The following is a 24323-nucleotide window of genomic DNA, read 5'->3' as shown; positions in this document are numbered from 1 at the left end:
CTGCTACCACTCAAGAGTGAGCAGCATGCACACAAACAGGCGCCCTACGTTCACTTCATGACCGAAATCTCCGCAGTGCCGCCGACGGTCCCGCAGCTCATCCTTGAGCGCGCAAAGGAGAAACCGGACCATATCGCCCTGGTCGTCGACGGAACCGACTCCCTGGCATACGGGGAATGGATACGCGCCTCAGGTGCACTTGCCCATCGACTGAAAACCGTCGGAGTACGGCCGGGTGACCGGATCGGGCTGTACTACGCGGAAAACGACTGGATCGGGTACGCCGTCGGCCATGTCGCCGTGTATCTTGCGGGCGGCACGGCGATCGCGCTGACCGGGCAGCTCGGTGCCGCGGAGATCCGGCGCCGGCTCACGTACTGCGGCGCCTCCGGAGTACTGCACGGGGCCGGGAGTGAGCCACCGGACGGTGCGTGGTGGGCCGAGCCGGGGTACGAACGCGGTGCGCCGGCCGCTGCTGAGTTGTCGGAGCCGTCAAAACGCCCGACGTCGTCGCAGTTCTCGGACCGGGCAGAGCTCTCGGGCCCGGCCGAGATCCTGCCGCCCGCGGTGACGAGCGACGAGCTGTCGGACATCCTCTACACCTCGGGCACGACGGGGGACGCCAAGCCGGTCGCCGTCAGCCACGCGAACCTGACGTACCCGACGTTCGCCTGGGGACATCTCTTCCAGGACGTCGGCAGCATTCTGTGCGCCGTTCCGCTGGGCACCAACGCGGGCCACAATGCGCTCGTTCTGGCCCTGACCACGGACTCGACCATCCATGTGCTGGGGCGGTCGGATCCGGAGAGCATCGCCGCCGCCATCGCCGGACCGAGGCTGGAACTGGCGGTCCTGCCGCCCTCCGTCGCCATCCAACTGCTGGCCGACGGTGTGCTCGACACCCATGATCTGACCTGTCTGACGATGCTGATGTTCGGCTCGGCCAGCGTGCCGCTCGGCATGGTGAACAAGCTGTCGCAGGCGCTCCCCGACACCCGGATGATCATCGGTTACGGATCCACCGAAGTCTCCCCCGCGCTCACCTCCCTGATCACGGACCCCTGGAACGAGCACAAGGACCCGGAGTACTTCCGCCGGCCGGAACTGGCCACGGTCGGCGAGCCCCGGCGGGAGACCGGGGTGAAGATCGTGGATGCGGAGGGCTCCCCCGTGCCGCCCGGGCAGGTCGGCGAGATCTGTCTGTCGTCCCCCGCGCCGCCCCGGTCCTACTACCGCGACCCCGAAGCTTCCGCCCGGGTGTTCCGGGACGGGTGGACGCACATGGGCGATGTCGGCTCACTCGACGCGGACGGGATACTGACCCTGCACGACCGGGCCGCCGACGTCGTCACCCGCGAGGGACGCACCGTCTCCTCGCTGCGTGCCGAGAACGAGTTGTACTGGCATCCCGATGTGGTGGAGGCCGCCGTGTTCGGCGCGCCGGGTCCGGACGGGCGGACGCTGATGGTGGCCGCCGTGCGGCTGCGGTCCGGCGGCCCCGACGGGTCCGCCGACGGTCTGCGGGACTTCCTCGCACAGCGGCTGCCGGCGGGCGAGCTGCCCGACCGGATCGTCGCCGTGGACGAGCTGCCGCACGGGCCGATCGGCAAGGTGCTCAAGCGGGAGCTGCGCCGAACACGACGCTGGTACTGATCCCGCCGAAGCCGAAACTGTTGGACAGGGCGTGCCGCAACGGCACGCCCTTCGCCGTGGGGCCGACGAAGCGGTGCGAGGCGTCCACCGGACTCGTCAGGCCCACCGTGGGGTGGACGAAGGAGTCCCGCAGCTGGATCACGGTGGCCACGGCCTCCACCACACCGGCCGCAGACAGGCAGTGTCCGGTCAACGCCTTCGTCGCGTTCACCCAGGGGCCCCGAGACCCGAACACCGCGCGCAGCGCCTGGAGTTCGGCCGCGTCCCCGAGCGGCGCTCCGGTCCCGTGCGCGTTCACGTAGTCGATGTCCGCGGGCGACAGACCGGCCCGTTCGATGGCCGCCTCCATCGCGTCCGCCTCACCGTCCGCCGAGGGGTCCGCCAGCCTGTTGGCATCGAGACGCTGGGCGTATCCGCTCAGCTCGGCGAACGGTGGCGCACCCCGTCGACGCGCCGATGCCTCCGATTCCAGCACCAGTACCGCGCACCCCTCGCCCGGTACGAACCCTCGGTGCCCGGTGTCGAACGGTGCCCCGAATCCCGTCGTGGCCGCGTCCCCGGCCGCCGCGGCACGCAGATTGCAGTAGCTGCGCAGCTCCATGGGCGACAGTTCGGTCAGAGCCCCGACGACGAGACAGACGTCCAACGCCCCGCACTCGATCAGCCGCGCGCCCTGAATGATCGCCACATTGCCGCTGGCCGACGCCCCGCCGACGGTGAACCCCTCACCACGGATGCCCAGGAGCTGGCTCAGCGTCCCGACGTGGTCGGTGTCCTGGTAGTGCAGGGCGAAGGTCGGTGGCAGATACGCCGGGTCGCGTTCGAAGCGCTGCCGCTGGCGCCATGCGTAGCCGCCGTTGAGATTGGATCCGGCCACCACGACTCCGGTACGCGCCGGGGGTGCGGGCGACTCGTCGAGGGCCGCGGAGAGCCAGCCCTGCAACGCCGCGACCGTGGCGACCTGAATGTTGTACGGGGAGCGTGCCACGCTGCGCCGAGCGGAGTCGAGCAGCGTGGCGGGCAGTCCCTCGCAGCCGGCCAGTGCGTCCGCCAGCGCGAATCCGTCGATCACGGCGCTCCGGTCGGGCCACCCGGCTTCGTCCGAGGCACCGGTTTCACGGCGGGTGATGCCGGAGTGGCCGGCGCGCAGGGCACCGGTGAACCCGGCCGGGTCCCGGCCCGCGGCGCAGAGCACGCCGAGGCCGGTCACCCAGGTCCGTAACGAGGCGGGGCTCACCGGTGTTTCCGCATCAGTGCGGCGACCTGGCCGAGCGTCAGGGACCGTTCGAACTCGTCGAGCGGCACGACGACGCCGAGGTCCTCCATGACCAGGGCGAGTATCTCCGCTCTGTCGATGCTGTTGCAGCCCGCCGCGGCGAGGCTGCTGTCGGCGGCCAGCGGTGCGCCGTCGGCGGTGGTCGGCACCACCTCTGCGGCGCGCCGCCGGATGACGGCGAGGATGTGCTCGTCGTCGGTCTGGTACAGGTCGGTCATGGTCTGCTCCCGTCGGTCGGTTCTCCGGTCGGTTCTCCGATGTGCTGGACGACTCGGTGGGTGGCGAAGAATTCGGTGAGGATCTCGTTGACCCGGCCGGGGCTGGTGAGTCCGGGGAAGTGCCCGGCGTCGGGTATCTCCACGAGTTCGCTGTCCCTGATCAGCCGGTGCAGGAGCTGAACGGTGTCGACCGGGACGACCGTGTCGTAGCGACCGTGGATGAGCAGCGTGGGCGTACTGATGTCCGCCAGCCTGTCCTGCGTACCGGCGTGTTCGGCGAAGGCGTCGAGATAGCGCATGCCGGTGTGCGGGTCCATGCTCTCGCTGCGCAGCAGCGTGGCCAGCAGGTCGTCGCGGGCGTCCGCCAGTCGGTGTGAGCCGCTGCCCGCGATTGCGGCGTCCAGGTCCTCCGCCGCGACCCTTGCCAGCTTCGCAACGCCGCCGGGGCGGTTGGCGAACCGGTGGGAGCTGGAGATCAGAGTGAGGCCGGCCGCGCGCTCGGGATGGGCGAGTACGAAGCTCTGCGCCTGGAGGCCGCCGAACGAAGCGCCGACGACGTGCACCGGGCCGGTGATGCCCAGCTCGTCCAGGACGTGCCGGTGCAGGGCCGACACCTCTTCCAGGCCGAGGCCGCCGGTCACCCGGGTGCGGCCCACTCCGGGACGGTGCACCGCCACCACCCGGTGGCGGTCGCTCAGCCCGCGGAACTGCTCCACGAACAGGCCCGCGCCGATATTGAACGGTGGCATCAGAAGAACGGCGGGACCTCGGCCCCTCACGAACACCTCGGCCTCGCCGCCCGGCACGGGGACCATGCGTACCTCCACGTCGGGCGCCGCCTCGCGCAGCACCTGGAGGTTGGGGTTGTTCACGGTCCCGGCAGTCGGCGCCGGGCGGGAGCGTGGGTGGGCCTGGGGGACGGGGCGGGCTTCCGCGGAATCCCGGGTGCCGAGGCGGTAGCGGGCCTGGGGGGCGCGTATCTGATCGGCGGTGCCGTCGGCCGCGGCCAGGACAATCGGCTCGGCGGGGCCGGTCAGGAACGTGGCGACCCGGTCCGCGACGGTGTCCGTCTCGGTTTCGGTGAGACCCACCGGAACGGCGAGCCGCACCAGCTGGGCCTCGGGGCCGCCGCCCAGATGCGGGCCGCCGCGCACACCCGTCTCGCGGTAGAGCGTGGCCAGGAACGACGGTACGGGCTCGGGGAGTTCCGCGTACGACGCGAGTCGGCTGACGTCGAGGACGACGCAGTGTCCGGCCGCGGGGCCGCTCAGCGGGGCATCGGCGTCGTGGAGGTGTTCCCACAACGTGGCGGTGTGCCGCATCCGCTCAAGGACCCGATCGGCCGCCCAGTCGAGATCGTTCGCGGCGACCGCCAGGGCACGGCGGCCCCATGCGTGCAGTTGCGGTCCGTGGTCGGCCCGCTCGCCGTCCAGCCGGTCGGTGAGTTCGGACAGGTTCGTGGCGAGGAGCCCGCCGGAGTCGATGCCGAAGTCCTTCGGCATGCTGAGGGTGACCACGTCCGCGGTGGCCAGCAAGTCGCGTACCGCGTCCCACACATCACCGTCCGGACCGTCCGCTTCGTCGGAGCGGACCCGGAAGGCGTTCTCCACGATCCGCGTCGCGTCGATGACGAGGGGGATGTTGCCACCGAGGGTCCGGCGGACCTCGGTGAGATTGCCCCAGGAGATCGGGTGGCCGCCGCCCGCGTTGTTGCCCGCCTCCAGGCAGACGAAGGACACGGGCGTCGGGGACGTGGCGAGCGCCGTGCGCAGCGCGGTGAGATCCACATCGGAGCGGAAGGGCTGCCGCGGTGTGTCCGGCCGGGCCAGTTCCACCGGCCGGAATCCGTTCCCGGCCAGGCTGTACAGCCAGGTCGGGAAGACCCCGTCATGCAGGACGGTCCCGCGCTCGCCGGGCCACAGCCTGCAGAGCAGGGCTTCGGCCGCCCGCCCGGAGGGTGCGGCGACGATCCGTTTGAAGGGCAGCCACGGTGCGCCGCATTCCTCGATGTCCTGGCGCCCGCTGAACGACCGGGCGGTGATGTCGGCCATCCGGCGGGTGACCGAGGGGTGGTCGCGCTCCGCCCACGAATCGGTGATCAGATCGAAGGGGACCTGGGCGGCCGGCAGCAGCACGGGGTTGTATCCGCAGGCCACCAGCTGCTGTGTGCGGCCCGCGACGGTGTCGACGGCAAGGGGCACGGATTCCGTTTCCGTCCGGGGTGTCCGGACGGTCACCGGGGCCGGGCTCGACGGGGTGCTCGGTACCTCGACCGGGGTCTTGTCCTGGTCCTCGACGGGAGACTTGCTCCGGTCCTCGACCGGGGTCTCGCTCCGGGCCGTGATCCGCTTCCTGCTCGGGGCCCGTTTCGGATCCTTGGTCCCGGCCGGGGCGTGTGGCGGTGTGTGCGCCGGGGTGAGGACCACTCGGCCCCCTACCCGTCGCGGCTCCGTCCTCGCGGCCGCCGCGGTCACCGGGGGCGGTGTATGCGAAACGGCGGGTTCGGGCACGGTGAACCAGTGTGCGGTCCGGGTGAACGGGACTCCGGGCAGCGGTGTACGGCCCGGAACCGCGGTCCACAGCTCCTCCCAGGAAATCTGCGCCCCGGCCGTCCAGGCTGCCGCCAGGGCATGCGGATCACCGGCCCCCGGTACGGCTTCCGGCACCGGGGGGTCGGACGGTTCGGGCACCGGGCCGGTGGCCAGCTCCGCAAGGGCGCGTAGGAGCTCGCCCCGATCGGCGGCGACCACTGCGTGGCGGACGCGGAACACCGTACGGCCCGTCTGAAGGGTGTACGCCACCCGGGAGAGCGGCGCGGACGGTTCACGCCCGATGCTGTCCGCCAGCCGCGCTGCGTAGGCACGCAGCGTTTCGCCGTCCGGTGCGGACAGCGGGAACACCCGGGGGCGCCGGTCCTGTTCGGCAGGGCGCGCGTCGTCGTACCCCTGCACGACGACATGCGCGTTGCTGCCGCCGAAGCCGAAGGAACTCACCCCCGCCCTGCGCAGCACACGGTCTCCGTCCGGCACGCCTTCCCAGCGCTCGGCCCGCTCCAGCAGCCGCAGCGGCGAGCCGTCAAGCCGCAGGTAGGGGTTGACGGTGTCCAGGTGCAGATTGCCCGGCAGCCATCCGTGCCGCAGGCACAGCAGCACCTTCAGGAGCCCTGCCATGCCCGAAGCGGCCTCCAGATGGCCGATGTTGGTCTTGACCGCGCCCACTGCCACATGGGGGGTGGCGGGCACGGGCAGTGCGTGTTCCTCGTACAGCTCGGTGAACGCCTTCTTCATCCCCTCGATCTCGATCGGGTCGCCCAGCCGGGTACCGGTGCCATGACTCTCCAGATAGGTGACGGTGCGCGGGTCGACGCCCGCACGGCGGTACGCGCTCACCAGGACCCGGGCCTGTGCCTCCGGGTCGGGGGCGGTGAGCGAGGCGGTACGACCGCAGTGGTTGACGGCGCTTCCCTTGATCACCGCGTGAATGTGGTCGCCGTCCTCCACCGCCTGCCGCAGCGGCTTCAGCAGCACGGCACCCACGCCCTCGCCCCGCACATATCCGTCGGCGGCGGCGTCGAAGGTCTTGCAGCGGCCGTCGGGGCTGAGCATCTCCGCCCGGACGAATGCCTTGAACAGCGAGGGGCTGAGCACGGCGTTGACCCCGCCGGCGACGGCCGTGGTGCATTCGCCGTCCGCGAGAGCGCGGACGGCGCGGTGCAGCGCCACCAGGGAACTGGAACAGGCCGTGTCCACGGCCTCACTGGGGCCACGCAGATCGAACCGGTGGGACACCCGGTTGGCGAGCACCGAGTGCGCGATGCCGGTCGCCATATGTGCCTGAACGGGAATGTCATGACTGGTCATCAGGTCGTCGTAGTCCGAGGTGGCGACCCCCACGAAGAGTCCGGTGTCGGTACCCGCCAGCTGGTCGGGGCGGTAGCCGGCGTCCTCGAATACGCTCCAGACGGTCTCCAGGAACAGTCTCTGCTGCGGGTCCATCAGCGCCGCCTCGCGCGGCGAAATTCGGAATCGGGCGGCGTCGAACCGATCGATGCCGGCGAGGAACCCTCCACGCTGAGCGGCGATTTCGGGGTCGCCCCGCAGATCGGAGCGGTCCTCGGGGACGGGGCCCGTGAGATCGTCACCGGCGATCAGGCGCCGGAAGAAGGCGTCGGGATCGTCGGCTCCGGGCATCCGGCCCGCCATGCCGATGACGGCGATGTCCGTATCGGTGACGTCCGTGTCGGTGAGGTCCGTGTCCGCTGCGTCCGTCCCTGTGGCCTCCGTATCGGCGAGGCCCGCGCCTGCGATGCCCTCGCTTGCGATCTCGGGGCGGGTGTCTTCCCGTGCCGTGTCGGAGCCGGTGAGGGGAGTGGTGTCCGGGCCGGCCCCGTGTTCCTCCACCAGGTACCGGGCGAACAGCCCCAGCGTGGGATTCTCGAACAGCACGGTCGGCAGCAGATCGAGCCCGTACGCCTCGTTGACCTGGATGACCAGCTCCGTCAGGGACAGGGAGTCGAAGCCCAGCTCCATCAGGTCGGCGTCGGTGTCCACCTCGCGCTCCTCCACCAGCAGGAACGCGGCGGCCAGTGTCCGTACCGTCCGTTCCACATCCGGCAGCGCTCCGGTCACCGTGGCGGTGTCCCGCTGCGGAGCCGAGTCCGCCACCGGTGCCGCACGCTCGACGACCATGACCCGGCTGTCGGGCAGGGTCAGCGCGCGATTGAACGCGCGCAGTCCTGCCTCCGGAGGCATCGGGACCATCCCCCACAGACGCTCGAAGAGGCGTCGGGTCGCTGCGTCCACGCTCATGCCGCCGCCGTCCCAGAGCGGCCAGCCGATCGCCAGGGTCCGGCCCGGCCGCTCACCTGCCCTGCGGCGCCCCTCGCGTTCCTCCGCGAAGGCGTCGAGATAGGCGTTGGCGAACGCGTAGTCCGCCTGCCCCAGATTGCCGGACACACCGGCCACCGAGGAGAACAGGACGAAATGGTCGAGGGGTTCGTCCCGGGTGGCCTCGTCGAGATGCACGGCTCCGTACACCTTGGGCGCGACAACCTCCGCGATCTCCGCCCGCGACTTCTCTGCGGCCCTGCGGTCCCTGGTGATCCCGGCGGCGTGCAGGACGCCGCGCAGGGGACCGTACAGCCTCGTGACCGTGCCGATCAGCTCGTCGACCTCATGGCGGGATGTCACGTCCGCGCGGTGATAGTGGATCCGCGCTCCCGGCCCCGCGAGTGCGGCGAGCCGGGCGGTCCGTTCCGGGTCGAGCGCGCTTCGGCCGGCCAGCACGACGGTGACCGGCCACTGTGCCAGGTATGCGGCGAAGCGCAGACCGAGTTCGCCCGCGCCGCCGGTGATCAGATACGTTCCGGCCGGGTGCAGGTCCGGGCCGTCGGCGGGGACCCGCTCCGCCATGTGCAGCCGACGCCGCTCGCCGTGCTCGTAGGTGACCGTGTCGGCGGACCCGGCGGGTTCCCGGAGGAGTTCCGCGACGATCCGGTCGGCCGCCGTGGCGGGCTCGTCGCCCGCGTACAGCCGGGTCGCCCGCAGCCCGCCGTGTTCCAGGGTCAGTGCGGCCAGTGCGCCGGACACCGCCGCGTAGGCGGGCGTGGGCTGCGTGTGGCCGAACACGACCCGCAGCCGCCGGCCCGAACCGGCGGCCAGTACCGCAGCGGTCAGGGACAGGACGGTGTGCAGTCCGGCGTCGAGTTGCTCGGGCAGAGTTCCGGGGCCGGCGACATACACCAGGCCGTCCGGCAGCTGCTCCTCGGCGGCGAGGGCCCGCGCCCAGGCGCTCCGTTCCCCGGTGCTCTCCCCCGGGCCGGTGATCGGGCACGTGCCACCGGCGTCGCGGATCGCTGCCTCCACCGCTGCCACGGTCTCCGACGCTCCGGAGCCGGCGCCGAGCACCAGTACCCGGCCGGGCGCGCGGGGGGTGCCGGTCAGGTGCTCCGGGCGCCACTCGGGCACCAGGTACTGCGTCGTACCCGACGGGGTTCCCGCGGAGGGCAACTCGACCTGTTCGGTCGTGGCCGCGTCGGACGGCGTGGGAGCCGGAGCGGGAGTGAGGGTCGGGGAGGTCGTCCGGGTGTCCGTCCAGTGCCGGGTGCGTTCGAACGGGTAGGTCGGGTACGGGATCCGGCCCGGCGGTTCGGGCCACAGTTCGCGCCAGTCCGGTCGACCGCCGGACGCCCAGTGTCCGGCCAGCACGGTGAGATCGCGGGTGCCGGCCGGCGGCGCGGCCGACGGGCCCGCGGACGCGCGGACCAGACCCGGAGCGTCCTCACCGTGGGCGAACGCGGCCAGCCGTGCGGCGAGTTCCGGCACGTCCGCCGCCAGTACGGCGACGCGTTCGGCCATGTCCCGGCGTCCGGTCTGGCTGGTCCAGCACAGGGCGTCGAGTCGCACGCCCGTGCCTGGCCCGGTGAGGAAATCCGCGATCCGGGCCGCGTGGGTGGCCAGCTGCCCCGGGGTACGGGCCGACAGCAGGAAGAGCTGTTCGCCGACGGGGACGGTCGGGGCCGGGAGGGAAGCGGGTGCCGGAGGTTCCTCGAGCACCAGGTGCACATTGGCGCCCCCCGCGCCGAACGAGCTGATCCCGGCGCGAAGAGGAGTCCCCGGTTCCGTCGGCTCCCAGTCGGTCAGCGCGCGGGGCAGGAAGAACGGGGTGCCCGCCAAGCCGATCTTCGGATTGACGATGTCCAGGGACGCGCACGGTGCGAGCTTGCGGTGCCGCATTTGCAGCAGCGTCTTCGTCAGGCCCGCGATGCCCGCGGCCCCCTCCAGATGGCCGATGTTGGCCTTGACCGAGCTGACGCCGCAGCGTCCGGGCACGGCACCCGACTCCGCGAAAGCGCGGGCGAGGGCGGCGAATTCGATCGGGTCCCCCAGTTCGGTGCCGGTGCCGTGCGCCTCGATGTACGAGACGGTGCCCGGCTCGACGTCGGCCCGGCGCAGCGCGTCGGTGATCAGCGCCGCCTGGGCGTTCGGGTTCGGGACGGTGTAACCGCCTGTCTTTCCACCCGCGTTGACGGACCCTCCCTTGATCACCGCCCAGATGTCGTCACCGTCCGCCATGGCTCGGTGCAGGGGCTTGAGCAGGACGGCACCGACGCCCTCGCCCGGTACGAATCCGTCCGCCCGTTCGTCGAAGACCTTCGTGGCGCCGTCGGCGGACAGCATGTTCAGCCCCGACAGCGACACATGGTGGGACGGGTGCAGGATCAGGTTGACCCCACCGGCGATCGCGGTCTCGCATTCGCCGCGCCGCAGGCTTTCGCATGCCAGGTGGACGGCGGTGAGGGAGGAGGAGCAGGCGGAATCGACCGCCATGCTCGGTCCGGTGAAGTCGAAGAAGTACGAGACCCGGTTGGCCACCGACCAGTAGGAGGAGTGCGCGCCGCTGAGTCGGCCCTCGTTCCAGAGGGTGGCGCCGAGCTGCCCGTAGGTGCCGTACATCAGCCCGGCGAACACCCCGGTGCGGGGTACCCGGGTGTGGGTGCCCAGGTGGCCGGTCTCTTCCAGCAGATTCCAGACAGTCTCCAGGAAGAGCCGCTCCTGCGGGTCGATCGCCGCGGCGTCCCGGGCAAGAATGCCGAAGAAGGCGGGGTCGAAGCGGTCGACGTCCTCCAGGAAGCCGCCCCAGCGGCCGTAGGTGTGCTGCGGGGTGCCGCGCCGCGCGTCGAAGTGGGTGCGCCAGTCCCAGCGGTCCGCCGGCACATCGGTGACGCTGGTGGTTCCCGAGGCCAGGTTCCGCCAGAAGCTCGGCAGGTCGGGGGCACCGGGGTAGCGTCCGCAGACGCCGATCACGGCGATGTCGCCGTCGCGGGCGGCGGTGCCTCCGGGCGGGGGTGCGGGCAGTGGCGCCGGTGCCGGCCGCTGCGGTGCCGCGGCCCGGAGAACCACTCCGAGACGGTCCGCGTGTTCGCGTTCCAGGTGGGTGGCGAGCTGCTCGATGGTGAGGTTCTCGAACAGCAGGGTCGCGGGGAGTTCGCCGAGGTCCTGCGCGAACCGGTCGACGATCCGCAGGCTGACCAGCGAGTCGATCCCGAAGGTCTCGAACGTGGCCCGGTCATCGAGGTCCTCCGGCCGGGAGCCGAGCACCTCGGCGAAGACCTTTCGTACGTAGTCGGGCGTGGTCGCGGTGGTGACCGCTCGGTCCGCGGGCCCGGGGGCCGGCGTCTCGGGCGCCAGGACCTCGGGTGCAGAGGCCTCGGGCGCCAGGATCTCGGGCGTCGCGGGAGCGGGGGTCGTGAGCGGCCGTTCGGCGACGATCAGGCACTGCTCCAGGTCAGCGGCCGGGACGCCGGGGGCGCCTTCGGCCCGCACCTGGCGCAGACCGGCCTCCGTCAGGGCGTCGCGCCACTGGCCGGGGCTGAGCAGCGGTGCACCGGGCAGTCGGCGCTGCTCGTCCTCGGCCGCCCACCAGTCCGGGGTGAGACCGAAGGTGACGGTCAGGTAGTCGGAGGCGCGGGTCACCTCGTTGATCAGCAGCAGTCCGCCGGGGCGCAGCAGGGACGCGGCGTGCCGCAGGGTGGTGGCGATGTCGGCGGTGGCGTGCAGGACGTTGGTGGCGAGGACGACGTCCTGGCCACCCGGTTCGAATCCCTGTTCCGCCGGGTCCCGGCCGATGTCGAGCGGCCGGAAGGAGACATGGTCGTCCCGGGTGCCGAATTCCGCCTCGCCGTGGCGCAGGAAGGCCGGGGAGATGTCGGTGTAGCAGTACGCGTAGTCCTCACCGGTCGCCGCGCACGCGGCCAGCACCGCCGCACTGCTGCCGCCGGTACCCGCACCGATCTCCAGGACCCGCACCGGGCGGCCCGCTCCGGTGAGCACGGCGTCCGCGACCCGGGCGGCGAGCAGCCCGTTGACATGGTCCGCGATCGGCTGGCCCCGGTAGACGTCCTCGACCAGGGAGAGGCTGCCGTGCGGGAAGAGCACCTCGATGTGCGCGCGGCTGCCGGTGAGTACGTCGGTCAGGGCGTCGACGCAGGTCCGCAGCAGCTTGACGTGCGGGGCCATCTCCGGGTGTGCGGCCAGCAGACCGGTCACATCGGGGACAACTGGTTCCTCGCTGCGCAGCGGCACGACATCGTCGTTGTCGATGAGCAGGGCGCCTGAACGGGCCAGCATCTCCAGGACGGCACGCAGCAGCCGCCGGTGGTGCGGTGTGCCGGTGGTGAGGGCGATCAGCTCGGCCAGGGGTATCCGCCGGCCCGCCCGGTCCAGGCCGCCGAAGCCCGCCATGGCATGACGGACCAGATCGCGGGCCAGGGCGTCCAGAGCGGTGAAGGCGGCCCGTGCGCTGTCCAGTCGTGGGTCGGTGCCGCCGGGTCCGGCCGGGGGGCGTGTGGTCGTGGCGGGGCGGGCGGCGGGCACGGGGGTGCCGATGCCGAACTGGGCGAGCCCCTGTGGTTCCGCCCGCAGGACCAGGGCCTGGGGCAGTCCGGACGACAGAATCCGGGACACGGCGGCGAGCCCTTCGGAGGGCTCGATGGATCCGATGCCGAGCGTGGCGAGACGGCGGGCGTAGCGTTCGTCGGCGACCACTCCGACGCCGCCCCAGTACCCCCAGTTGATGACGGAGACGGGGTGTCCGAGGCGGCGCAGCCGGGTGGCGTAGGCGTCCTCGAACATGCTCGCCGCCGCGTAGTTGGCCTGGCCCGCGCTGTCGGTGAAGGAGACGGCGGAGGAGAAGTAGAGGAGGAAGTCGAGGGGCTGGTCGCTCAGCGCCTCGTACAGATTGCGGGCACCGTCGGTCTTGGGGCGACGGACCTCGTCGAGGGTGGGCCGGTCCAGGTTGGCCACCGTACGGTCGCGGAGGACCAGCGCGCTGTGGAAGGCGCCGTGGACCGGGCCCCATTCCGCAATCACCGCCGCCACGGCGGACCTCAGTGCCGCCGCGTCGGCCAGGTCGGCACTGAAGTAGCGCGCCCGGCCGCCGAGTGCGGTCACCTCGTCCAGGAGTGAGCGGACCGCCGGGTCATCGGCCGGGCGTCTGCCGACCACCGCCAGGCGGGCCCGGCGGGTCGCCGCGAGATGGCGGCACAGTTGGCGGCCGATGCCACCGGTGCCTCCCGCGACCACGTACACCCCGCCGTCCCGGTAGGGGTCGGTGGTCTCGGCCGTCAGGTCGGCCGGGACGAGTCGCTGCACATAGCGCTCGGTGCCGCGCAGGGCGACGAGCCGGTCCTCGCCCGGTTCGGCGAGGATCCGCCGGGCCAGTTCGGACGGGTCGCCCGCGCAGGTGCCGATGTCCAGGCACCGCACCGACCAGTGCGGGTACTCGGCGGCCACCGCCCGGCAGAGGCCCTGGGCCTCGGCGGCGTGCGGGAGCCGGGCGGCCGGGTCCGTGTCGTCCTCCCCCGCCACCACCAGCGTGAGCCGGAGGGGGCGGTGTGCCTGCCGGGAGGCGGTGAGGGCGGTGAGGGCGTTCAGTACGGTCGGAGCCAAGCCCTCGTCGGGTTCCTGACAGGCCACCACATACAGGGCGTCGCACTCCTCCGGGCCGGGGAGGGAGGGGACACCGTCCGCGTCGGCCCTCAGCAGCACGGTGTCCCGGCCGGGGCAGCGCGCCACCAGCGCGCGGGAGAGTGCGTCCGGTCCGCCCAGGTGGAGCACAGCGGTGCGGTCCGCACAGGTCGGCGTCGCGCCGTCCGGGAGCGGTTCGGGCTGCCATCGCGGGATGTGGATCATGCCCTCCAGCGGGTCGGCGGCCGGCGCCGCGATGGGCCGGAGGGAGAAGCCCGTCACCTTCAGGTGTACGGTTCCCCGGGCATCCGCCAGCCGTACGGTGAACCCGTGCCGCTCCCGCAGGGCATGCACCGTCAGCGGCCCGGCGGGAAGGGGGCCGTTGACCCACACCTCCTGCGCGGAGAAGGGCACCGCGGGCCGGTCTCCCGGCAGCAGCACGGCGGCCGTCTGCAGGGCGGCGTCCAGCACGGCGGGGTGCAGCGGATAGGGGCCCGCCGGGCCGGCGGGTGCCGGATCGAGGGTGGCGACGGCCTCGTCCGTCCCGAAACGGACGCCGTCGAGCAGGCGGTAACACGGGCCGTAGCCGACGCCGGCTGCGGCGAAGTCCGCGTACAGCCGGGCGGCGTCCACCGAACGGTCGCAGCGGCGCGCCGCCGCGTCGATGTCGAGGTGTTCTGCAGGTGTACCGGCGGGCAGGGGCGCGGCCAGGCAGGTGGCGTACTCCGTACCCGATCCGTCGTGGAGGGTGAACCGGCGCGCCGGCGGACCCGCCGGGGCGAGGGAGACGTGGAGTGCGTGCGGGGCGGAAATCCGGCAGGGCCGCAGCCATCGTACGGAGCTCAGCCGCAGCGGTCCGGGGTCCGCTGCCTCGACGGCCATGGCGATGGCCGCCGCCCCCGGCAGGACGGGGTGTCCGGACACCCGGTGGCCGTCGACCAGGGGGTCGTCGGGGCCGATGCGCCAGGAGGGCGTGCGGGTGTCCCGCGGGTCGACGTGCGGACGGTCCGGCCAGTGGCGTTCACGGGCGAACGGGTAGGTCGGCAGAGCGATCCTGCGGGTTCCGGGCCGGGCGTGCAGTGCCTCCCAGTCGATCCGTTCGCCCCGCAGGTACGAGGCGGCGATCCGGTCGGGCGATGCGTCGCCGGGCAGCGTGCCGGACGGCTCTGCGGGGTCGGCAGGAGCCATGCCGCGCAGATGGTCGGGACCGGCTGCGCCCGAGGCCGCGAGGCGCAGCGCGTGACGCAGCCGGTCCACGCTGTCGACGGTGAACACCGCACGTGCCCGCAGATGTCTGCGTCCGGTGGACAGGGTGCGGGCGAGGTCGGGCAGCCCGACCTCGGGGGCGGTGTCGAGGTGCGTGGCCAGGCGGGACAGGCTCGCGTCCAGAGCGGCGTCGGTGCGGGCCGAGACGGGGATGACGACGCGTTCCGCGGTGTCCGGCCGCGGTACGGGCGGCCGGGCCGGGGCTTCGGCGACCAGGAGGTGGCTGTTGGTGCCGCTGAAGCCGAAACTGCTGACCGCGGCGATCCGTTCGCCGCGGGCGGAAGGCTGCCAGTCGGTCGGCTCGGTGACCGGGAAGAACGGACTGCCCGCGAAGTCGATCTTGTCGTTGGGGCGGCCGAAGCCGGGCATGGGGGCGAGCCGACGGTGCCGCAGGGACAGCAGCACCTTCAGCAGCGAGGCAATGCCGGCCGCCGTCGTGGTGTGTCCGATGTTCGCCTTCACCGAGCCCAGACCGCAGAATCCGGTCCGGTCGGTGTCCGCCCGGAACGCCTCCGTCAGGGCTTTGACCTCGATCGGGTCGCCGAGCGGTGTACCCGTGCCGTGCGCCTCGACATAACCGATGTCCTCCGCGCCGAGTCCGGCCCGACGCAGCACCGAGCGAATCAGTGCTGCCTGCGAAGCGGCGCTGGGGGCGGTGATGCCGTTGGTCTTGCCGTCCCCGTTGATGCCGCCGGCACGGATCACGGCATGCACCTGGTCGCCGTCGGCGAGCGCCGCATCGAGGCGTTTCAGTACGACCACCCCGACCCCTTCGCCGAGGACGATGCCGTCGGCGCCGGCATCGAACGGCGCGGAGCGACCGGTCGGCGAGAGCATGCCGGTCTGGCTGGTGCGGATCAGCAGTTCGGGGGTGACCATGACGGCGACCCCGCCGGCCAGTGCCGCCGTGCACTCGCCGCGCCGGATGCTCTCGCAGGCGAGGTGGACCGCCACCAGGGAGGACGAGCAGGCGGTGTCGACGGCCAGGGTGGGGCCGGTGAGGTTCAGGAAGTACGCGATCCTGGCGGCGAGGATGGACGGGGCATTGCCCAGGAACGCCTGTCCCGAGTCCCTGGACCCGCTGTCGGTGAGCAGTTGGGTGTAGTCGTTCGTCGCGCACCCGGCGAACACGCCGAAGGCCCGTTCGCCGCCGTCGCCCGCATACCCGGCGTCTTCGAGGGCGCGGTAGGACTCCTGGAGGAAGAGCCGCTGCTGCGGGTCCATGGCGCGAGCCTCGAGCGGTGACAGGTGGAAGAACGCCGGGTCGAACTCGTCGACCCGGGCGAGCATGGCGGCCCACCGACTGTAGGTCTTGCCCTCGACGCCCCGGCGGGCGTCGAAGTCCGGTTCGCAGTCGAATCGTTCGGCGGGAATCTCACCGATGTCACTGCGGCCGCCGGCGAGGTTGTGCCAGAAGGCGTCGAGGTCGTCGGCGCCGGGGAAGCGCCCGGACATGCCGATGACGGCGATGTCGGAGGACCCGGTCGGCTCCGTGGCCTCCGGGGATCCGGCCGGCTCCGGGCGGTCGGCGGGGGTGGGCCCGCCGGGGGTGCCGCCTGCGACGGTGCGGCCGTCGGACGTGCGGTCGGTGACCGTGCGGCCGTCGGAAGCGGGGCCGTGCGGGCTACGGCCGCCAGGGGCTGCGGCGGGCGCGGGGCGCGCGCGAGCTACGGGGCCGGCCGGGGCTGCGGCGGGCGCGGGCGGGTCGCCTTCGGGTTCCCGGATGCCGCGTCCGAGCGGTGCCAGGGTGACGAGTGGGCCGGACGGGCCCGCTGCCGGAGCCGGCGCGGGCAGGTCTGCCTCCGGCGGCACCCGGCGCGGCGCCGGGGGCCGGGTGTCCGGCCGCGGGTCGGGGAGTTCGCGTGGCGGCAACGGGGCGGCGGCCGGTGCCGCCGACGGGGCCGTTGCGGGGTGCTGAGGGGCCGTGGGAGCGGTCGCCGCGGCATGCAGGGAACGCTGCTCGTCGAGCGCCGTGACCACCAGACCGGTGAGGTCGGGCACGGTGGGGTGGTCGTAGACGGCGACGGAATCCAGGTCGAGCCCGTAGCGCTGGTTGAGGTCTCTGACCACTTCCACCGCGCCGACCGAGTCCAGCCCCATCTCGTTGAACGTCAGGGCGCTGTCGAGCTCCTTCGGCTCGAGGTACAGCAGCGCGCCGAGCGCCTCGCGCACCGCCTGTTCCACCTCGGCGGAGTCGACCGGTTCCGGGGCCTGCGGAAGGCGGCCGGCGGCCGGCGGGTCGACGCGCCGCGGTTCGGGGGCCACGGGTGCTGCGCCGGATTCCTCACGGGTGTGGTGCCGGGCGTGGATTCGGTCCAGGGACTCCTCGCCGAGTACGTCCTGGTGCATGCGTACCTCACGGTCGATGATCCCGGGCAGCTCCGCCCGTACGCGACCGGCGAACTCCGCCTTGAGCGCACCGGACGCGACCGCCGGATGCCCGGCGATGGAGCGGGCCAGGTCGAGCGCGGCGGGCAGCACCTGCGCGGAGGGCAGCACGGTGACTCCCGCACCGCGTCTGCTCAGTTCGGCGCCGGGGTAGGAGCGCCCGGTCAGCAGCATTTCGTGGGCGAGCGTCCGGCCGAGCCGGTGTTCCAGGATGTAGGTGGCGCCCATGCCGGGCGTGAAACCGTACTTCAGGAAGTTGGCGCTGTAGGAGCTGTCCGCGCTCAGCAGGACGACGTCGCCGTACATGCCGAAGGTGAAGCCGCCACCCGACGCGTGTCCTTGGAGTGCGGCGACGACCGGCTTGCGACAGCCCGTGAGAGCCCCGTAGACCACGGGCTCGTCGGTGAAGCTGCCCTCGCCCCGGGCCAGTTCCTCCAAAGCCTCGGGGGTGGCGCCCATGCTGAAGATGGTGTTGCTGCCGGTGATCACGACAGCGCGGATGTCGTCGCGGGTGTCGATCTCCGCGAAGGCGTCAGCCAGTTCACGCAGTAACCGGTCGGTGAACATCGGCGCGCCGAGCACGACCAGGCCGACGCCGTGGTCGAGCACCCGCAGTTCCACACCGCCGTCCCCGGCCGGCCGGTCGGGGGCCGTGCGGGGCGCGGCCGCCGCGGGCGGTGCGATGGCCGCCGCGGCGTCCTGCCGGGACGGGTCGTGCGCGCGTTCCCAGGCGCCGAGCCAGCAGCGTTCCTCCTGGAACGGATAGCCGGGCAGCGGGATCCTCCGTGCGTCGCCGCGTTCCCCCGGCGTTCCTGGGGCCTCTGCGGTCTCCCGGTCCTCCCCGTCCAGGATCCTGGCCAGGGCGCGGCGGAGTTCCGCGAGGCTGTCCACCACGACCGACGCTCGGCACACCATCGATGCCCTGCCGACGCGAAGGGTGTGGGCGAGATCGGCGAGATAGCGGCCTTGATCGGTGCCGGCGAGGTCGAGGGAGGCGAGATGGTTGTCGAGCGCCCGCACCTGGTCGAGCAGCGCCTCCTCGGTGCGGGCCGACAGTGTCACCCGCTGCGGGCCGGCCGGGACGGCGGCGCGGGGGGTGGGCAGATATTCCTCGACAACGGCATGGGCGTTGGCTCCACCGGCCCCGAAGGCGCTGATCACGGCCCGGCGGGGGGTTCCGTCGGGCACCGGCCAGTCGGTGGTGGTGCGCTGGACGCGGAAGGGTGAACGGTCGAAGTCGATCTGCGGGTTGAGCGTTCCGGCGTGCAGCGAGGGCACCAGAGTGCGGTGTTTGAGCTGGAGGAGGACCTTGGTGAGTGCGGCGATTCCCGCCGCGCTCTCCAGATGCCCGATGTTCGACTTCACCGAACCGATCGGGCAGTGCGCGGGCGCCCGGTCGCCGAATCCCCGGCCCAGTCCCTCGATCTCGATCGGGTCCCCGAGCGAGGTCCCGGTGCCGTGTGCCTCCACATAGCCGACCGTGGCCGGGTCGATGCCGCTGGACGCGAGGGAGTGACGGATCAGCTCCGCCTGGCCCGCCGGGCTGGGCACGGTGAAGCCACTTGTACGGCCGCTGTGGTTGACACCGGTTCCCTTGATGACGGCGTGGATGTGGTCGCCGTCGGCACGGGCGCGGGACAGCGGTTTCAGCAGCACCGCGCCGACGCCTTCGCCCGGCACGTACCCGGTGCCGCCCTCACCGAAGCTGCGGCAGCGGCCGTCCTCGGAGAGCCAGCGTCCCTGGGCGAGTTGGAGGTATTTCTGCGGATGGACCATGACGTTGACGCCGCCGGCGAGGGCCAGGGTCGACTCGCCACGCCGGATGCTCTCGACCGCGAGGTGCAGGGCGGTCAGCGAGGACGAACACGCGGTGTCGAGCGCGATGCTCGGCCCGCTCAGGTCGAGGGCGAAGGAGACCCGATTGGCGGCGGAGGAGTGCAGCGCGGTCGGTGCGACACCGCCGGCGCCGCCGGCGACCAGTTGGTAGTGGTTCCACATGATGCCGAGGAAGACACCGACGGTCTCCTCGCGCAGGGCGTCGGGCGGGTATCCGGCGTCCTCCAGCGTGTGCCACGCGGTGGTGAGGAACAGCCGTTCCTGCGGATCCATCCATTCGGCTTCCTTGCGCGAGATGCCGAAGAACGCCGGATCGAAACGGTCGACGCTGCTGAGGAAGCCGCCCCAGCGTCCGTAGGTGCGCCCGGGGCGTCCCTTCTCCGGGTCGTAGAGGGCCTCGTTGTCCCAGCGGTCGACGGGGATCTCGGTGACGGAGTCACGTCCGGAGCGGAGGTTGTCCCAGAAGGCGTCGAGGCTGTCGGCCTGCGGGTAGCGCCCGGCGACGCCGATGACGGCGATATCGTCCGTCGCCGCGTCCGCGCCCTCGACGGGCCGGCCGGTGTCCCCGGGCTCCGCCCGGTCACGGGTGGTCGGACGGGCCTCCGGCCGTGCGCGGTCGCCGGGCTCCGTGTGCTCCACGAGGTGCAGCGCCGTGTCGATGCGTTCCGCTTCGCCGTGGCCGACCACGATCCGGCGTTCGCCGGTGGCGAGCGCGGACCACAGTGTCCGCAGTCCGTCGGCCGCCGGCATCGGCGACAGACCGAACTCCCCGCGGGCGCTCTCGATGGCCTCCGGGGGCACGCTCATCCCGCCGTCGGCCCAGTGCGGCCAGGCCACGGACAGGGTCCGGCCGGTGCGTCGGTTCGCGAAGTGGTCCATGAAGGAGTTGGCGTACGCATAGGTGCTCTGCCCCGGACTCGGCACCACGGATGCGAGGGAGGAGAACGTGACGAACCAGTCCAGTTCGAGGTCCTCGGTGGCCGCGTCCAGGGCCAGCAGCCCGGCGGTCTTGGGGGTGAGCACCCGGTCGGTGCGTCCCGCTTCCTCACGGAAGAACACCCCGTCGTCGGCAGCTCCGGCACAGTGCAGGACCCGGTCGATACGGCCGAACCGGGCGATGCCCTCGGCGACCGCGGCACGCACCTCTTCCTCCCGTGCCAGATCGGCCCGGACGTGGTGGACGCGGGCGCCCAGTCGCTCCCAGCCGTCGATCCGGTGGCGCAGAGCGGGGTCCGCGGGGCGGCGGCCGAGGAGGAGCAGCCCGACGCCGGGTTCGCGGGCCAGCCGCTCGGCCAGGAGCGTGGCAATCCCCCCGCCCGCGCCGGTGATCAGATAGACGGATGACGACGGGCCCGGCGGATCCGCGTGCGTGGGGAGCGCGACGCGGGTGTGACGCAGCACGTACGGGCTGCCCGCCGCGTAACGCAGGTGCGGCTCGTGCGGTCCTGAGATGCCGCCCGCCGCGACCGTGAGCAGGTCCTCCGCCCCTGCGGGCAGGTCCAGTTCGACGGCGCGGCAGCGTACTCGGGGGACCTCGGCGGTGAGCGTGCGGCACAGAGCGGCCAGGGCCGCGTATTGCGGCGGCGGGGTGCCGTGTCCCGAACGGTAGATCTGGTGCACTCCGACCGGGGCGGGCAGCGGCCGCGAGGCGAGGGCGGCGGCGAGCGCGCGCACGGTGTCGAACGCGTCGCGGTCCCCGCGCGCCGGGTCGTCCGGCAGCATCTGAATGAACGCAGCGGTGTCCGTGCCTTCGTCGGCCAGCCGGTCCAGGAGGGTGGTCCACTGGTCGCGGCTGCGCGGGTCGAGGCGGTAGGAGTCCGGGCCGTCCGCCGCGAAGGCGGGGCCTGTCCCGGCGACGATCAGCCGCCGCCCGGCGGGCATCCGGGCCCGCAGTCCGGCGGCGAGTTCGGGGGCGGCCCCCAGCAGCAGTACGTCCCCGGCCGGTTCCTGGTCCGGACCCGGGCCGGGATCCATCGGGTGCCAGACGGGGCGACAGGCCACAACTGCGGGCCGCGGCGTGCCGGGAGCGGTCCCGGCCGGTTCGGCGGTCACTGTGGCGGTGGGCGTTGCGGGCGACGCGGCGGCAGGGGCGGGTGCCGGGCCTGTGGGTCCTGTGGCGGCCGGGAGCTGCGGGTGGGTCTGCGCCAGATGACGGGCGAGTTCGTCGACCGTCCCGTACTCGAACAGCAGGGTGGGGTAGAGCCGTTCCCCGATGAGCTGTTCCAGATCCTGGCCGAGCTTCAGCAGCGCGACCGAGTCGAGGCCCAGCGTGTAGAAGCCGGTGCGTGTGTCGACCTTGTCGGCCGTCACGCCGAGCGCACCGGCCACCAGACCCCGCAGCAGCACGACATGGCCGTCCTCGGCAGGGGCAGCCGGCGGTTCGGCCCCCGTCGGGTCGTTCTGCTCCGTGGCGGGGGCGTCGACCGGATGCCCCGCAGCCGCGGGCACGGAACCGGGAGCAGGAGCGGCGACGAGCGCCGTCACCTGTTCCGGAAACCTGATCCGCTTGCAGGTGAGTCCGGTGAACTCGGCCACCGGGTAACCCTGTTCGTCAAAAATCAGACAGTCGCTGCTGACCAGCTGGCCGGATGCGGCAGCCGTTTCGGGGGCGGGCAGATACGCGTAACACCGACCGCGCAGCCGACGGTTCGCCCGGAACCGCTCGATGAACATCGGGATGAACGGATCACCCGTGGAACCGGTCATCCCGAACGCGACGAGTGTGGCGGCGTCCAGCTTGGCCGGATGGAGGTGGAAACCGTCCTCCAGCTCCTGCGAGCGCGGCGACAGGTTGAGCTCCGCCAGCAGATAGCCGGGCCCTTCCCACATGGCGCCCGAGCAGGTCATCGCCGGACCGTGCTGGATCTGCTCGGCCCGTGCCTGGGCGTACAGTTCGGCAAGATCACGCTGTTTCACGGCCCCCGCCCGCAGGGCGTCGAGGTCCACTGCGGGAGCCGGTCCCGCGGTGGTCCAGGTGAGGCGGCCGGAGAAGTTGTCCCGCCAGGGCGGCGGGTCGTCCGGCACGGCCGCCCGGCTGCGGGCGGTGACGTCCCAGTCGCCGTCGGTCCGCTCGGTCAGGGTCACCCGGATGTCCCGGCCGGTCCCCGGGTCCGTGGCCACGGCCTCGGCGAAGACGATGTCGCGCAGTTCGCAGCCGGCGCCGTCGAAGCCCTGGGCCTCGATGATCCGGTGGACGATGTCGAGGAATGCCGCACCCGGCAGTACGGACACCCCGTGCACCCGGTGGTCGCGCATGATGAAGTCGTCCGGCGCGAGGTGAAGGTCGCAGTTGATCGTCCGCTGAGCCATGTCCGCCAGTCCTTCCCTAGGTGGTTCACTCACCGGCCGGGCGGTCCAGCCGCTGTGCCGCTGCGGCCCGCAGGCTTCCGCGGTCGATCTTTCCGTGCCTGTTCAGGGGGGCCTTCGGCAACGGCCAGAGGTGGCCGGGCACCATGTAGCCGGGCAGATCGCCGGCCAGTCGTTTCGCCAGCGCCGGAAGGTCGACGGGCGTGTCACCGAACACGAACACCGCTATTTCCGCGGCGGGTTCACCGAGAAGGAGCGCCGCGGCGTCCTGCCCGGTGATCCTTCGTACGGCGCTCTCGATCTCGCCGAGCTCGACCCGGTAGCCACGGATCTTGACCTGCTGGTCGGTGCGGCCCAGATGGACGAGCCCGACGTCGCGCTCGTACCTGACCCGGTCGCCGGTGCGGTACCAGCGGCGCCCGTCGTGCTCCAGGAACCGGCCCGTATCGGCGGCCGGGTCGAGATAGCCCGCGAACATCTGGTCGCCGGTCACGCACAGCTCCCCCACGTCCTGACGGATCTCCCCGTCCTCGCCGAGCAGCAGCACGTCCAGGCCCTCGTGCGGCACGCCGATCGGCACCGTGCCGGTGTCGGTGGGGTCACGTTCGGGATCCCAGGTGTGGGCGGTGCAGGCGATGGTCAGCTCCGTCGGCCCGTAGATGTTGTGGATCGTCGAGGCGGGAGCCGCGCGGTGCCAGGCGCGTGCGGTTGCGGCGGGCAGCGCCTCGCCGCAGAAGACGCTGTGCCGCAGCCCGTCGAGGCCACCCGCGGGCAGACCGTTCCTGGCCTGGACGGCGCCCACCAGGCTGGGGGTGGTGTGCCAGACGGTCAGCCCGTTCCGACGGGCCGCGCGGACCGGGTCGAGGGCGTGCAGCCGGGTCATCGAACAGACGCAGGCGCCGACCGACCACGCCATGAAGAGGTCGAACACGGCGAGGTCGAAGGTGAGTTCGTAAATCTGGCTGAACCGGTCCCGTTCGTCGAAGTCGTAGCGCCGCCCGGCGGCCCGCAGAAAGGCGCCGACATTGGCGTGCGAGACGGGTACGCCCTTCGGTGTACCGGTGGATCCCGAGGTGAACAGGACGTACGCCAGCCCGTCGCCGTCCTCCGCGTGGATTCCCGTGCCCGCCTCTCCCCCGTCGTCACCGGTCCGCTCGCGTGCCTCGCGTACGACCTCCTGCAGGCACGCGGCCTGCTCGGCGCCCGACGCGTCGGTGATCAGGGCGTCGACCCCCGCGGACCGCGCGACGGCGACATTGCGGGCGAGCGGCACCTCGGGGCCCAGCGGGACGTAGGCGGCGCCCGCGTAGAGCGCGCCCAGCAGACCGGCGTACGCCTCGATGCTCTTGGCCGCGAGTATCCCGACCCGGCGCGGGGGCCGTCCGGCGTCCGCGATGAGCCGGTCGGCGTACCGCCCGGCCAGCGCGTGCAGTTCGGTGTAGGTCCACTCGCGGCCGTGGATGGCCAGGGCGGGCCCGTTCGGGTTGCGCGCCAGGCCGTCGAGAAACCAGGTGTGCAGACCCCCGGGGCTCATCCGGCAGCCTCCGTCGGTTCGCCGCGGGCTGCCGAGAGCACCGTCCAGATCGTTCTCGGCGTGCGGAAGTTCATCGGGTTCACCGCCTCGTCGGGGATGACCACGGTGTACGCCTCCTCCAGTGCGGCGATCAGCCCGACCGTCGCGAGGGAGTCGAGTCCGAATCGCGTCAGCAGCGCGTCCGCCTCCAGGTCCACCTGATCGGGCAGTCCGCGCAGCGAGGCCCTGAGCACCTTCTCGAATGTCACGTCCCACACGTCGCTCTCCCGTGGTCGCCCTGCGAGTGGGGCGATGCTAAGCGGACTGCCGGTACGTACGGTGCTCAAATGTGTGCGGTGCGCTGCGGAGACCGCCGCGCACGATGGGCGTCCCACCCGCCC

General features: G+C 72.3%; 6 protein-coding genes. 1 reads left to right on the top strand and 5 read right to left on the bottom strand.

The features are described from left to right. Nucleotides 1-57 precede the first annotated feature (57 nt). A complete protein-coding gene (locus tag ACFU8W_RS02190) occupies nt 58-1653 on the top strand; it encodes a class I adenylate-forming enzyme family protein (protein WP_384031418.1) in 1596 nt (531 codons plus the stop codon). On the opposite strand, the gene ACFU8W_RS02185 is transcribed toward ACFU8W_RS02190, so the two are convergent. Genes ACFU8W_RS02185 through ACFU8W_RS02165 form a run of 5 tightly spaced genes read right to left on the bottom strand, consistent with a single transcriptional unit; the run spans nt 1616 to nt 24200 of the window. Further along, nucleotides 1616-2890: a beta-ketoacyl synthase N-terminal-like domain-containing protein gene (locus ACFU8W_RS02185; RefSeq protein ID WP_384031416.1), complete on the bottom strand. Its 1275-nt coding sequence runs from the start codon at nt 2888-2890 to the stop codon at nt 1616-1618. The genes ACFU8W_RS02190 and ACFU8W_RS02185 overlap by 38 nt on opposite strands. After that, nucleotides 2887-3147 carry a phosphopantetheine-binding protein gene (locus tag ACFU8W_RS02180; protein WP_384031414.1) on the bottom strand — a complete coding sequence of 87 codons (261 nt, stop codon included), beginning with the start codon at nt 3145-3147 and terminating at the stop codon, nt 2887-2889. Before ACFU8W_RS02180 ends, ACFU8W_RS02185 begins: the two co-directional genes overlap by 4 nt. Then, a complete protein-coding gene (locus ACFU8W_RS02175; RefSeq protein ID WP_384031412.1) occupies nt 3144-22412 on the bottom strand; it encodes an SDR family NAD(P)-dependent oxidoreductase in 19269 nt (6422 codons plus the stop codon). Before ACFU8W_RS02175 ends, ACFU8W_RS02180 begins: the two co-directional genes overlap by 4 nt. 25 nt (nt 22413-22437) lie before the next feature. Then, nucleotides 22438-23943 (bottom strand): amino acid adenylation domain-containing protein, encoded by a 1506-nt coding sequence (locus ACFU8W_RS02170; RefSeq protein ID WP_384031410.1) that lies wholly within the window; start codon nt 23941-23943, stop codon nt 22438-22440. After that, a complete protein-coding gene (locus ACFU8W_RS02165; RefSeq protein ID WP_345518882.1) occupies nt 23940-24200 on the bottom strand; it encodes an acyl carrier protein in 261 nt (86 codons plus the stop codon). Before ACFU8W_RS02165 ends, ACFU8W_RS02170 begins: the two co-directional genes overlap by 4 nt. Nucleotides 24201-24323: the final 123 nt, after the last annotated feature.

Source organism: Streptomyces sp. NPDC057565 (genome assembly GCF_042801455.1).
Classification (GTDB): Bacteria; Actinomycetota; Actinomycetes; order Streptomycetales; family Streptomycetaceae; genus Streptomyces; species Streptomyces yanii.
The sequence above is the reverse complement of the archived record's forward strand: the minus strand, read 5'-3'. Positions and strand labels throughout refer to the sequence as shown.

Coding starts and splice junctions, on each gene's coding strand:
- ACFU8W_RS02170 (WP_384031410.1), bottom strand. CDS start 23,943: ATGAGCCCCGGGGGTCTGCACACCTGGTTTCTCGACGGCCTGGCGCGC.
- ACFU8W_RS02180 (WP_384031414.1), bottom strand. CDS start 3,147: ATGACCGACCTGTACCAGACCGACGACGAGCACATCCTCGCCGTCATC.
- ACFU8W_RS02190 (WP_384031418.1), top strand. CDS start 58: ATGACCGAAATCTCCGCAGTGCCGCCGACGGTCCCGCAGCTCATCCTT.
- ACFU8W_RS02175 (WP_384031412.1), bottom strand. CDS start 22,412: ATGGCTCAGCGGACGATCAACTGCGACCTTCACCTCGCGCCGGACGAC.